Below are 13,493 nucleotides of genomic sequence, written 5' to 3' on the forward strand. Positions count from 1 at the left end.
CTTCAATGGGTTTCTTGATTAACTTTGATGTAGGGGGAATAGTATGTTACATCATGTGGAGATATATGTTTCAAGCCTTCAGAAAAGTATCGAATTTTGGGGCTGGCTCCTGCCAAAATTAGGATACGTTCAATTTCAAAAATGGGAGTCCGGTATTAGCTGGAAACACGGTGAAACCTATATTGTGTTTGTTCAAGTGGAAGAGCGGTTCATGGATATAGCCTATCATCGCTGCAGGGTTGGTCTTAATCATCTCGCCTTTCATGCAAAGTCAAAGGAACATGTCGATGAAATCACGGAAGCTTTACAGAAGAAAGGAATACAAATTTTATACAAAGAAAAGCATCCGTATGCAGGTGGAAAAGACTATTATGCTGTTTTTTTTGAAGACCCAGATCGTATTAAAGTAGAACTAGTTGCATCTAGCTCGATTGAAGGTAATTTTTGAAAGTGTGATGTAAATCACGTAAAGTCATCGCTTTTATCTTTATAATCGAAAGAAAGTAAAAGGGGTGTGGGTATGGAATATAAATTTAAGACACTATATAGCGAAATTGGCGGCCAAGAAACGATTGATAAGCTTGTAGCTGCTTTTTACCCGCGGGTTTATGCAGATCCTGAATTACGGCCATTGTTTGAAGGGGACATGGAAGAAATAATGAGGAAGCAAAGAATGTTCCTTCCACAGTTCTTGGGCGGCCCAGCTCTTTACAGCCAGGAATTCGGCCCGCCGGCCATGCAGCAGCGGCATCTTCCTTTCGAGGTTACACCAAGAAGAGCACAATGCTGGCTTCGCTGTATGAAGGAAGCCTTTCAAGAAATTGGACTTTATGATACACCAGCGGGACTTGCATTTTATGATCGGTTAACACAAGTTGCTGGGATTATGGTAAATAGTCCGGATAAAGAATAAAGGATTAACAGGGGGGCATGTAATACGGTTCATTATTTTTGCATTAAATCAGGTTCGAAACTAACTCACTCTTTATGAGGAAAGAGGTCTGGTCCATAATCGGGTAACCAGTAAAAGTAAGATAAGCGGAGATTTTCCGGTTAATTGCAGAATGGAGCTCGTTTCGGGGGAAATAAGCGGAGGTTTTCCGCTTAAACAAAGCAAAATCCCCCACTATCAAATTTTTCGAGTCAATAGGCGGAGTTTCTCCGTCTATTTTAGCCTTTTTTAATACTAATTACGAATTAAGCGGAAATTCTCCGCCTATTAATCACTCAAGTGATTAACCTGATTCCCCCAACCGAGAAACTTTGATTAACCAGAATGTTAGGTGGACCTAATTCGGCAGTAACGGCGTCAAGCAAAATAAATGGTGCACTTGGATCAGCCAAATCAACTTCTAAGTTTCCACACCTAACACCATATTCTCGGATGCTGCATTCAAATTTCTTTACCCAATCTGTATTTGACCCCCAATGGGTAAAAAATATATTTACACCTTGTGCTGCTAATTTATTGCAAATCGCAGCTCCAATTCCATTTTCATGACTTACACCTGTAATTAATGCAACACAACCATTTAGTTTATAAATAAAATCACCCCATAATAATAAAAGCACAATAGAATTTAACAGTGAATTCTATTGTGCTATTTTTTGCATTATTATTTTTTCAATTTTGCCCATGTTTCATCGAGAGCCTTCATCGCTTCATCCGCAGATTTTTGGCCGCCTACATAAGCTTGAAGCGCTGCACCAAATTCCTGTCCTGCACCATCTGGATATTTCATGAACTGCCAAGAATACGTTTTTCCTTCTTGAGAGTATTTTTGAATTTCTGCTCCAAGCGGTCCGATATCTTCAGCTTTTGCTTCGATTGTCTTAAAGGCTGGAATATATTTGAACTCTTTCACTAACGCTTCTTTACCTTCCTCAGATGTTACCATCCAATTTAAGAAATCCAATGCAGCTTTTTTGTCTGCCTCCGGTGCACCATTGTGAACAACCCAGTTGGTTGGCACGTCGACCATTAATTTATTTGCTTGAGAAGCATCATCGTTTAGTGCCATTGGGATAAAACCAACTTCCATGTTAGGAGAAATTTTATCCAGCATTGGCTGAATCCAGTTACCCTGCTGGATCATCGCAGCTTCTCCGCTTGCAAATAGTGTAACCTGAGTATTATAGTCTGTTGTTAATGGATTTTTGTTGCCATATTTCATGGTTAAGTCTACTAGCTTAAAGTAATTTTTGAAGTGCTCATTGCCTTCAATTTTAGTGCTGCCTTCATTTAATCCATTAATAAAAGTATCTGCATCATCCTGATAGGCAAAAGGAACATTTAGTCCATGGTTTGCCAATACCCACCACTCGCCGTATCCAATTGAAAAAGGCGTAATGCCGGCATCTTGTAATTTTTTCGCTGCGTCTTCTAATTCAGAAAAAGTAGTTGGAAGTTCTGTGATACCAGCTTCCTTAAATAACTTTTTATTGTAAGCAAAACCGTAGCCTTCCATATTTACAGGCTGACCATAGATCTTTCCATCAATCGTCATTGGCGCTAACGCTGATTCATAGGCATCCTTTACCCATGGCTGGTCAGATAAATCTTCAAACTTATCCTGCCATGTCAGAGCCTCTTGATAACCGCCGTTGCCAAAGATATCTGGAGCTTTGTTGGAGGCAAACTTTGCTTTTAGAGCAGCAGAACCGTCTGCACCGCCGCCGACTGATTCAATGTTGAAGGTTACGTTTGGATGTTCTTTTGTATATTTGTCTGTTAACGCTTTTAATTGATCGGCAATCTCAACCTTTCCATTAAAAAGATCGACGACAACTTTATCACCCTCGCCTTCGCTATTCTTCTTATCTCCAGATGTACTGTCACTGCTGCATGCTGACAAAAGAAGTGATGCGGATAAAAGACCTGCTGCAATTGAATACTTTTTAAAAGCCATGTTTCTTCCCCCTAGTAATATATTTATTTAATAAATCTCTGCTGACTTATACAGCCCGCAGAGGGTGTGCACGTTGTTACTTAATCGAACCACTGGTAATACCTTGGATAATGTGTTTCTGCATGGTAAAGAAGAAGATTAATAACGGAATAATCCCGATTACTAATGCTGCTAGTGCTAAATCCCATTGCTTTGTATACTGTCCAAAGAAGAAGAAGGTCGCTAACGGAATGGTTCTAAGCTCTGGGTCCTGCAGGACAAGTGATGGTAATAAAAAGTCATTCCAGATCCATAGGCTGTTTAGGATGACGATAGTAACCGTGATTGGTTTTAGTAATGGAAAAACAATTCTCCAGAACACTCCAAATCGCGAACAGCCGTCAATGATTGCTGCTTCTTCAAGCTCTAACGGAATCCCTTTAATAAAACCGTGATATAAGAAGATGGTCATGCCGGATCCAAATGCTAAATACATAAAGACAAGACCCCAGATACTGTTTAAAATCCCCAAGTTACCGGCTGTTTTAATAAGTGGAATCATGATTGATTGAAACGGAATGATCATTGCGGCAACGAATGTCATGAAAATGATATTACTAATTTTCTTCTTGGTTCTAACGAGCATGTACGCTGCCATTGAACAAAAGATTACGAGAACGATATTACTAGCAATGGTGATGATTAACGAGTTTTTAAATACAAGTAAGAAGTCCAGTTTTTCGAATGCATTCACATAGTTATCGAATATTAGCACTTTCGGCAGTGCCGATGTGTTGGTCAAAATCTCAGCAAATGATTTCAAGGAGTTTGAAAGCACATAATAGAAGGGGACTAAAAAGACTAGACCGACCAAGATCGCAAGGATTTCAACAATGGATGTTTTCCATGTATACCTGCTGCCCATTAGGATTCAACCTCCCTTTTCTTTGAAATCGTTACTTGAAGGACGGTAATCGCTGCTACGACAATGAAGAAAATTAATGCTTTTGCTTCACCGATACCGTAACGGTTATTAACAAAGGCTTCCGTATAAATGTTAAGCGCCAGCATTTCTGTTGATTTAAATGGACCGCCGTTTGTCAACGACAGGTTTGCATCAAATACTTTAAAAGATGAAGCTGTTGTTAAGAATAAACAAATTGTTACAGCTGGTGCAACCAGCGGCATTGTGATATGACGAAGAATCTGAAATCTATTGGCCCCGTCGATTCTCGCTGCTTCAATTAATTCCTGCGGGACGTTTTGCAATGCTGCAATATAAATAATCATAATGTAGCCTGCTCCCTGCCAAAGACTAACAATAACGATTCCCCAGAAGGCCGTATTCGCATCTCCTAACCATGCTAATTCAAAAAGAGGAATTCCGGTTAACTCTCCTATTGATGCAAATCCTTTTACAAAAATAAACTGCCAGATAAATCCTAAGATCAATCCGCCGATTAAGTTTGGCATGAAGAAGACGGTACGTAAAAGGTTCCTCGTTTTTAACCTTTGGGCCACAAGTAATGCTAATCCAAAACCAATTGCATTGGTTAGGATAATCGAAACGACTGTATATTTTGTGGTTAGCATAAATGATTGTTGAAATTGCTTGTCCTCTGAAAATAGGTATTTAAAATTATCCAGTCCCACCCATTTGACGGTTCCTGTTATCCCGTTCCAATCTGTAAAAGCATAATAAATACCTGTAAAGAAGGGGATTAACACGACTAGTGTAAACGCTAACAAAACTGGTCCGACAAAAAGGGTAAATAACCCTGCATCTTTCCATTTCTTCCTATTCAAAAAAGAAACAGACTCAGAAACTTTCGTGCTTTTCTGTTTTTTGATGGCTGACCCCTTTACTGTTTCCAGCTTACTTTCGTTATTCATTCCCTGCACCTCCATAACCTTATTTTAGTGAATACTGAAAATTATGAAACGGCTTACATTGACCGATTGGGTGGAAAATATTGAACTGTCAAAATATTGACCTATTAAAAATAAAACTGTGCTACAATGTTCTAAAAATAATGGTAAGGGGGAAGGTTAGTTTTTTACTATATTTAACTAACCATAACGATATGGGATGGAGTATACGGAAAAAACTGATTATCTTCTTACTTTTAGCAACCGTTGTCCCTTTTGGAAGTTCCATTGGTATTACTTACTTTCACACGACAAAGTCACTGGATGAACGTTTTGTTTCTACCAATCATGAGTTGATAGAAAAAGGAGAAGAAGAACTGACTACTTATTTAAACGATGTAGCGCAAATGTCATCCGTTCTCTATAGATATACTCCTTTTATGAATGTGATGAGAGATGGAATCTCGCAGAACTTTAATAGTAATCAGGAAGAAGTACGGAGAGCACTCGCTTATTTATTCAATTCTCGTCCTGAAATTGAACAGATGCATCTCTACATAGATCGAGATAAAGAATCCTACACAAACTATCATTCAAGAATTAGCGGCAGGGCAAAGTATGAGGATGTTTTTTCACATCCCTACTATGACCAATTAAAGCAGTATCCCGGTTTTTCAATCATTGAACCACCCCATGAAATCTATAGTTATAACAATATATCTGTGATTCCAAATTCCGAAAAAAAGGCAGTATTAAGTTTCCATAATATCATTCGGGATGTTCCGTTAGAAAGATTTTTAGGCTTTTTATCGATTGATATTAATCTTTCAAAAATAAGTGACATCTCCGACCGTTTGTACACGAAGGATTTAGAGGATTTTTATATTATGGATGAAAATGACATCATTATTTACTCATCCAACGAAAAAGAGCTTGGAAAAGTCAATAATGACAAATGGTATAAGCAAGTGAAGAAAGAGCCGGAAGGCGGGAAAAGTCTTGAATGGAAGGATGCGAAGTTTTCGGGTTTCATCGTCTATGAAGAGTTTTCGGAATACTTCGAAGACTGGTATATTGTGAAACGAATTCCATACGATGTTCTTTATAAAGGTGCTAGAGAAACAGCCTTCATCAACATTTTGATTGGTTTGGCTACACTAGTATTTGCTTTACTCGGAACCCTGTTTGTTTCATTTAAGCTCACTGCTCCTATAAAAGTGTTAATTCGGAATATGAAAAAGGTAGAGAATGGTGAATTCAAGGCTGATTTTGATACTCTCGGGACCGATGAAATTGGCATGCTGGGAAGGCATTTTAAATTAATGATTGCCAAAATCGATGAATTAATTGAAAGCGAATATAAATTGGAGATTGAAAATAAAGCATCGCAGCTGCGGGTGCTGCAATCGCAGATTAATCCGCATTTCCTGTATAATGCCTTTCAGTCTATTGGAACATTGGCGCTCAAGTCTAAAGCGGTTCCGGTTTATACCCTCCTCACTTCTTTATCGAATATCATGAGATACAGCATGAATATGAAGGACGATATTGTTCCGTTTACAGCAGAGCTGAATCATGTTAGATCATACCTATTATTGCAAAAACAGCGATTTGACGAGCACTTTGATTTTGAACTGAATATCGAGGAGGAAGTCAAAGAAATATTCGTTCCCAAAATGATTTTGCAGCCTATTGTGGAGAATTGTTTTAAGCATGGCTTTGACCAAGAGGCAGGAAATGCAAGGATTCACTTGGAGGCCTTCTTCGGGAATGACAATCAGGTATGGATTCAAGTGAAGGATAATGGAACCGGCCCAAGCGATGAGAAGCTTGAAAAAATCCGACTTGAACTGTTTTATGGCATCTCAAGAGAAGAAAAGCAAAGAGAAGAGATTGGGTTGAAAAATATTTTTGATCGATTGCAGATTTATTATCATAATCAGGCAAACATGTCTGTTAATCGCAATGAAGAAGGCGGTTTTACGGTAACAATCGTGATTCCAAACGTAATGCCAAAAGGGGTGGAACATTCATGAAGGCGTTAATTGTTGACGATGAAAAACATGTGCGAGAAGGTATTAGGATACTAGCTGATTGGGAACAAAATGGAATTCGAGAAATATATGAGGCAGGAAACGGTGAAGAAGCTATTCAGCTTATCCAAACCATCCGGCCAGAGATTATTTTCTCAGATATGAAGATGCCAAAAATGGATGGAACTCAGCTTTTAGAATGGATAAAAGAAAATCTCCCAGACAGTAAGACCATTGTGGTGACTGGTTTTGATGACTATCATTATATGAGAAAAGCAATCCATTTCGGCAGTTCGGATTATCTGTTAAAGCCAATTGAACCTGAAATTTTGAATCAAACATTGGAAAAAGCGGTTAATGAATGGAAGGAAGAAGAAGTAGACAGGAAGAGAAAGGAAACTAGCTCCCTGCTTATTAATGAAATGAAACCTGTTTATCGAGATCGCAAACTTACACAGTTAATGAACTGTGATAGTATACAGGATGAGAAATATGAAGAATTTGAATGGTTACAACCGTCGAGGCAGTATATTTTATCGCTTATTAGAGTCGATGGGAAAACGATTGAGACATTTCAAGGAGATCGAGATCTAGCTTATTTTTCAATTTTAAATGTTATAAATGAAATTTTAATAGAATTTGAGTGTGGAGTAGGGTTTCGTTACTTATCAAAAAAAGGCCAAATTGTTATTATTTTTTGGGACAAGTTTGAGCAAATCGAAAATCTATTAGTTCGAATGTATAGAACACTAAAAAATGTGATGGATATCTCCTGCCCAATTGCTGTCGGGAAATTAGTAAACAGCAGTACCAAGTTAATCGCTTCTTATCAGCAAGCTAGAGAGGTTTTATTAAATAGAAATATCTTAATAGATAGTGAAAGCAGAGTCTTTATAAACTCTTTACAATCTTCTCCAATTGTAAAAAGTTTGATGTCATATGCACCAAGTATCGAATTGGCTGTCAAGACTGGTGAGATAGGTGCTTTTGAAGAATTAATCAATCAAATAGCAAAGGACCTTACAGAAAACAACTATTTATCTCCAAGACAGTTGTTAAATCTTCAAAATGAATATATGGTCATAAGCAATAAGTGGTTTAAGTACTACAATTTTTCATTTAAAGAACCAGAAGGTATTGCTGAGAGGATTGAATTGTTTTTCGATTCAAACGGCACGTTTAAACTAGAAGAGTATAAAAAGAGAATAAAGCGTGAAATCGGCATTTTTTTAAAGAATGTAAAGAAAAGCACAGTTCATAAGAATAATATCATAATTGATATTGAAAAATACCTTCAGGAAAATTTTGATCGGGATATAAAGCTTCAGGAAATTTCAGACCATTTCTATATCAGCAGAGAATATATCTCAAGGAAATTTAAACAGGTTTTTAATGAGAACATCTCCGATTATATCGTGAGAATTAGATTGGAAAAGGCAAAATCTTTATTGAAGAACAGTCAGTTAAAAATCTATGAGATTGCAAGTATGATTGGTTATCAAGATGATAAGTATTTCCGGAAGGTGTTTAAGAAGGTCGAGGGAATGACACCGAATGAGTATCGGGCAAAATATGTGAAGCAGTAATAAGCAGATATAGAGTCCTCTTTCTCTGCTTATTTTTTCACAAAAGTAAAAAGAACGAATTTTTTGTAAATTAATGTATGAATATTTCACTATGTTTATTTACATGACATTTACCAAGTCTAAATGGTACCTACACATGTGCTAAACAATCACTCTGTACAATTTTATTTGTAGCAGCAGACAAATAAAGGGAGATGGAGAAAATGAAAAAAACATTTGTGATTGGAGCAGGCCTGACTTTTAGTTTATTATTTAGTCCTTTTCAACAGGCTTTTGCAGCAGAAACAACGGGGGAGTTACGAAAAGTGGATAATGTTGCTCACCGTGGTGCCTCGGGGTATGCGCCGGAGAATACGATTGCCGCTTTTGATAAAGGCGTAGATATGAAATCCGATTATATTGAAATTGATGTCCAAAGAAGCAAGGATGGGGAACTGGTAATTATTCACGATACAACGGTTGACAGAACAACGGATGGGACTGGCCGTGTGAAGGAATTAACCTTTGAACAAATCAGAAGCCTTGATGCTGGGAGTTGGAAGGGAGAAGAATTCAAAGGAGAAAAGATCCCAACCTTCGATGAAATTCTTGACCGTTATCATGGAAAAGTTGGTATTTTAATAGAATTAAAGGCACCTGAGCTTTATCCTGGGATTGAGGCGCAGGTTGCACAGGAATTAACAGAGCGAAACCTTGATAAACCGCAGAATGAAAAAATTATTATTCAATCGTTTAATTTTGAATCAATGAAAATAACAAACAGCTTGCTTCCGAAGGTGCCGATTGGTGTCCTTACATCCAATAGAGCACACACAACTGAACAAGCTTTGAAAGAATTTGCAACTTATGCTGATTACGTTAATCCAAGCTATGGAATCGTATCAAAAGAATTGGTTGATCAAGTGCACTCACTTGGAATGAAAATCCAATCCTGGACGGTCCGCAGCCAAGAAGCAGCAGATTTCCTTTTAGAAATGAACGTAGATGGAATCATTACGGATTATCCTGATTATGTAGATCCAAGAAAATAAGACAAGATGGCTCAGTTTCCATACTGAGCCATTTTTAATGATATCAGGTGGTATTCTTGACTATGGATGTTTGTGTACGGATTATTTAACTTTAATAACAATTTTCCCTTTGGCATGATGTGTCTCGCTTAACTCATGTGCTTTTTGTAAAGCTTCTGCTGAAAACTCAAAGATACTGCCCACTTGAGGCTTAAGGATTCCTTTCTCAAGTAATTCGCCTAATTCTCCCAGCTGGTTTCCGTTTGGCGTTAACCAATAGGAGCTTGCCGTTACTCGATGCTTTTCTGCTAATGAGGGATCAGGTTGTCCGGCAATCGTTACGAGTCTGCCGCCAGGCTTTAATATTTGGAAGCTTTTATTTAGTATGTCGCCGCCCATTGTATCAATGACAACATCATAATCACGTAATTCTTCTTCGAATTGTTGTGTGCGGTAATTGATAAATTCATCTGCTCCAAGCTCTTTTACATAGGCTTCATTATTTTCACTCGCTGTTGAAGCAACATAGGCACCTAAATGTTTTGCCATTTGAATGGCCAAACTCCCTACACCGCCAGCTCCAGCGTGGATGAGTACTTTGTCTCCTTGCTTGACTTTTGTATTATCCACTAGACACTGCCAAGCGGTTAAACCTGCTAATGGAATAGAGGCAGCTTCTTCAAATGTCAGGTTGCTGGGTTTTATCGCAAGCAATTCCTCATCCACAGCTGTAAATTCTGCATAAGTGCCTTTAGCAGTAGTATCCGGCCGCGCAAAAACTTCATCTCCGATTTGAAAAGACTTCACTTCACTTCCAATTTCAACAATCTTACCAGCAACATCCCAGCCAAGGATGATGGGGAAAGTCCAATCAAGCATTTGCTTCAAGTAACCCGCACGAAGCTTCCAATCAATTGGATTAATGGAAGTTGCATAAACCTCAACAAGTACTTGGTTTGCTTTTATTGCTGGTTTTGGCAGCTCCTGCTCCACTAAAACATCTTTACTGCCATATTCATTGATGACAACCGCACGCATAAATAGCACTCCCTTTTGCAAAATATATCTGCATGCTCTAGTATTAGTTTCTTCTTTAGAAGTCATTCCTTCTCGTCAGAGCTTAATAAAAACCTAATATATTAGCAAAATAGTAGATGTTTTGACTATATCATCTATGTTTAATTGCTGTAAAAGACAGTAAGATATAATCAAATAAGGAATGTTTATAAAAGGAAATTCATACAGGAGTTGATTATTATGGTCAAAGTAACAGTGTGGAATGAAAACCGTCATGAACAAAAAAATCCAGTTGTAAGAGATATATACCCTAATGGGATTCACGGTGCAATCGCAGAATTTTTAAAGGAAGACAGTCATGAAGTAACAACCGCTACTCTAGACGAACCTAAGCATGGTTTAACGGATGAAGTGCTAGACAACACAGAGGTATTAGTTTGGTGGGGACATTTAGCACATGGTGAAGTAAAGGATGAAATTGTTCAAAAGGTTCGGCAGCGCGTCCTCGACGGTATGGGTCTGATTGTTCTTCATTCCGGGCATTTCTCAAAAATCTTTAAAACATTAATGGGAACAAGCTGTGATTTAAAATGGCGGGAAGCAGACGAAAAAGAAAGACTTTGGGTCATTAGCCCAAGCCATCCTATTGTAGAAGGAATCTCAGAGTATATTGAATTAGAAAAGGAAGAAATGTATGGGGAACATTTTGATATCCCGCAGCCAGATGAACTAATCTTTACAAGCTGGTTTGAAGGCGGGGAAGTGTTCCGCAGCGGCTGTACATACAAACGCGGAAGCGGAAAAGTATTTTACTTCCGTCCAGGCCATGAAACATATCCTACTTACCACAACAAAGACATTCAACGAGTTATTAGCAATGCCGTGAAATGGGCAGCGCCGGTAAAGCGTGAACGTCCAGTCTATGGAAATGCAAAACCACTAGAAGTGATTCAAGGGGATAAAAATAAAAAGCAGCATTGATAATAAAATGATGAGTACCTCCTCAGCCAGCTATTGGGGTGAGGAGTTTTTTTATGTTATAGTATTTTTTATTCGTTAGGCGGGAGGGTCATACTATGAAAATGAATGATCAATGGTGGAAGAAAAGTGTCGTGTATCAAATCTATCCACGGAGTTTTATGGATTCTAATGGAGATGGAATTGGTGATCTTCAAGGGATAATCCAAAAACTCGATTACTTGAAGCTGTTAGGTGTTGATGTTATTTGGCTTAGTCCAGTTTATGATTCACCGAATGACGATAATGGATATGATATCCGAAACTATCAAGCAATCATGAAAGAGTTTGGAACCATGGATGAATTTGACCAGCTTCTTTCGGAAATCCATAAAAGAGATATGAAACTCATTATGGATTTGGTGGTGAATCATACGTCGGATGAGCATGAATGGTTTGTAGAATCAAAAAAATCAAAAGACAATCCATATAGAGATTATTATATTTGGCGTGAGAAGCCCAATAATTGGGGCTCCGTTTTTAGCGGATCTGCATGGGAGCATGATGAAACAACGAATGAGTATTATCTGCATTTATTTTCAAAAAAGCAGCCGGATTTAAACTGGGAAAATCCAAAGCTGCGAGAAGCAGTCTATCAAATGATGAGATTTTGGCTCGACAAAGGAATCGATGGTTTTCGCATGGATGTTATTAATTTTATATCCAAACATCCAGAACTTCCGGATGGTGCAAAGGATGAGGGACAATCATTTGGTGATGGAAGCCCATATTTTATGAATGGGCCTAGAATTCATGAATTTTTGCATGAAATGAATCAAGAAGTTCTATCGAAGTATCCGGCGATGACTGTTGGTGAAATGCCTGGAGCTTCCCCGGATGATGCTATTTCTTATACAGATCCGAATAGAAAAGAAGTAAACATGATTTTTACTTTTGAACACATGGATTTAGATAGTGCGCCAGGAGGAAAATGGAATTTAAAGCCTCTGCATTTGCCTGATTTAAAAGAGAATTTAACTAAGTGGCAGACTGCCTTACATAATAAAGGCTGGAACAGTTTGTATTGGAACAATCATGACCAGCCGCGGATTGTTTCACGGTTCGGAAACGATCAAGAATACAGAGTAGAATCGGCCAAAATGCTTGCAGCGTGCCTTCACTTCATGCAGGGAACTCCCTATATTTATCAAGGTGAAGAAATTGGAATGACCAATGTAAAATTTGAAAAGCTTGAGGATTATCGAGATATCGAGACGATGAACATGTATAAAGAAAGAATTGCATTAGGGTATAGTCATGAGGAAATCATGAATTCTATTTATGTGAAGGGCAGGGATAATGCCCGGACTCCAATGCAGTGGGACCGAAGTGCTAATGGCGGTTTTACAACCGGCACTCCTTGGATAAACGTAAATCCACGATACGATGAAATTAATGTCGAGGCAGCTGTAGAGGATCACCATTCTATCTTTTATTTCTATCAAAAATTAATTGCCCTCCGGAAAGAAATGGATATAATCATTGAAGGAGACTTTAAGCTGCTGTTAAGAGAGAGCAGTGAAATATTTGCCTATGAGCGTAATTGGAAAGATGAACAGCTCATTGTTGTATGTAATTTTAGTTCTGCGGAAGTTGTGATTGAGGACGAAGAATTGCTGAAAAAGATGCAGGGATCTGAGCCGGTCATTTCCAATTATGATGCTGGGAATAAAAGCATTTTACGCCCGTATGAAGCGGTTGTATTAAAGGTATAAAAACAAAAGGGGCTGCTGAGAGCAGTCCCTTTCTCTTGGAAAACAAAAACTTAGGTATTAAGACTTTTCTTCTTCGTATTTTCGCTTTACTCTTAGTGACCATACCCCAAATAATAAGAGGCAAGGTCAAAAACATGCTTATAAGTGACCACTTATGGTTTTTTCATAAGATTACAGGTTCTCATCATGCTTATGAGTGACCGCTTATGCTTTTTTAATAAGATTACGGGTTCTCATCATACTTATGAGTGACCGCTTATGCTTTTTTCATAAGATTACAGGTTCTCATCATGCTTATGAGTGACCGCTTCTCTACTTTTTATAAGGTTACGGGCTCTCATCCTCTAAGAGCTTTATA

12 protein-coding genes are annotated in these 13,493 nt (G+C 38.2%); 7 read left to right on the top strand and 5 right to left on the bottom strand.

The window, feature by feature from the left end:
• Positions 1–43 precede the first annotated feature (43 nt).
• A complete protein-coding gene (locus H0184_RS21370; protein ID WP_221828248.1) occupies positions 44–448 on the top strand; it encodes a VOC family protein in 405 nt (134 codons plus the stop codon).
• 72 nt (positions 449–520) lie between these two features.
• A complete protein-coding gene (locus H0184_RS21375) occupies positions 521–913 on the top strand; it encodes a globin domain-containing protein (RefSeq protein ID WP_221828250.1) in 393 nt (130 codons plus the stop codon).
• A gap of 314 nt (positions 914–1,227) precedes the next feature.
• Here H0184_RS21375 and H0184_RS21380 read toward each other — a convergent pair whose 3' ends face one another.
• The 4 genes from H0184_RS21380 to H0184_RS21395 form a co-directional block, all read right to left on the bottom strand.
• Positions 1,228–1,572 carry an SDR family NAD(P)-dependent oxidoreductase gene (locus H0184_RS21380; protein WP_313771809.1) on the bottom strand — a complete coding sequence of 115 codons (345 nt, stop codon included), beginning with the start codon at positions 1,570–1,572 and terminating at the stop codon, positions 1,228–1,230.
• 44 nt (positions 1,573–1,616) lie between these two features.
• Positions 1,617–2,909 (bottom strand): ABC transporter substrate-binding protein, encoded by a 1,293-nt coding sequence (locus H0184_RS21385; RefSeq protein ID WP_221828252.1) that lies wholly within the window; start codon positions 2,907–2,909, stop codon positions 1,617–1,619.
• Between the two features lie 76 nt (positions 2,910–2,985).
• The gene (locus H0184_RS21390) at positions 2,986–3,813 is read right to left on the bottom strand and encodes a carbohydrate ABC transporter permease (protein ID WP_221828254.1); all 828 of its coding nucleotides are present in this window, start codon (positions 3,811–3,813) and stop codon (positions 2,986–2,988) included.
• Positions 3,813–4,781 carry a carbohydrate ABC transporter permease gene (locus tag H0184_RS21395; protein WP_221828256.1) on the bottom strand — a complete coding sequence of 323 codons (969 nt, stop codon included), beginning with the start codon at positions 4,779–4,781 and terminating at the stop codon, positions 3,813–3,815. The genes H0184_RS21390 and H0184_RS21395 overlap by 1 nt, the downstream gene beginning before the upstream one ends.
• Positions 4,782–4,861: 80 nt before the next feature.
• On the opposite strand from H0184_RS21395, the gene H0184_RS21400 reads away from it, so the two are divergent.
• The 3 genes from H0184_RS21400 to H0184_RS21410 all read left to right on the top strand — a co-directional run bounded on the left by H0184_RS21400 (position 4,862) and on the right by H0184_RS21410 (position 9,407).
• Positions 4,862–6,793 carry a cache domain-containing sensor histidine kinase gene (locus tag H0184_RS21400; protein ID WP_260631714.1) on the top strand — a complete coding sequence of 644 codons (1,932 nt, stop codon included), beginning with the start codon at positions 4,862–4,864 and terminating at the stop codon, positions 6,791–6,793.
• Positions 6,790–8,376, top strand: a complete 1,587-nt coding sequence (locus H0184_RS21405; RefSeq protein ID WP_221828258.1) for a response regulator transcription factor — start codon at positions 6,790–6,792, stop codon at positions 8,374–8,376. The genes H0184_RS21400 and H0184_RS21405 overlap by 4 nt, the downstream gene beginning before the upstream one ends.
• A gap of 203 nt (positions 8,377–8,579) precedes the next feature.
• Entirely contained in the window at positions 8,580–9,407 is an 828-nt protein-coding gene (locus H0184_RS21410; protein WP_221828260.1) for a glycerophosphodiester phosphodiesterase, read from the top strand.
• A gap of 81 nt (positions 9,408–9,488) precedes the next feature.
• Here H0184_RS21410 and H0184_RS21415 read toward each other — a convergent pair whose 3' ends face one another.
• Positions 9,489–10,424, bottom strand: a complete 936-nt coding sequence (locus H0184_RS21415) for an NADP-dependent oxidoreductase (RefSeq protein WP_221828262.1) — start codon at positions 10,422–10,424, stop codon at positions 9,489–9,491.
• A gap of 219 nt (positions 10,425–10,643) precedes the next feature.
• On the opposite strand from H0184_RS21415, the gene H0184_RS21420 reads away from it, so the two are divergent.
• Positions 10,644–11,384 carry a ThuA domain-containing protein gene (locus tag H0184_RS21420; RefSeq protein WP_221828264.1) on the top strand — a complete coding sequence of 247 codons (741 nt, stop codon included), beginning with the start codon at positions 10,644–10,646 and terminating at the stop codon, positions 11,382–11,384.
• Positions 11,385–11,479: 95 nt separating this feature from the next.
• Positions 11,480–13,135, top strand: a complete 1,656-nt coding sequence (locus tag H0184_RS21425; protein ID WP_313771810.1) for a glycoside hydrolase family 13 protein — start codon at positions 11,480–11,482, stop codon at positions 13,133–13,135.
• The last annotated feature ends 358 nt before the right edge of the window (positions 13,136–13,493 follow it).

The organism is Neobacillus niacini (genome assembly GCF_019749295.1).
In the GTDB taxonomy this organism is placed as follows: domain Bacteria; phylum Bacillota; class Bacilli; order Bacillales; family Cytobacillaceae; genus Neobacillus; species Neobacillus niacini_D.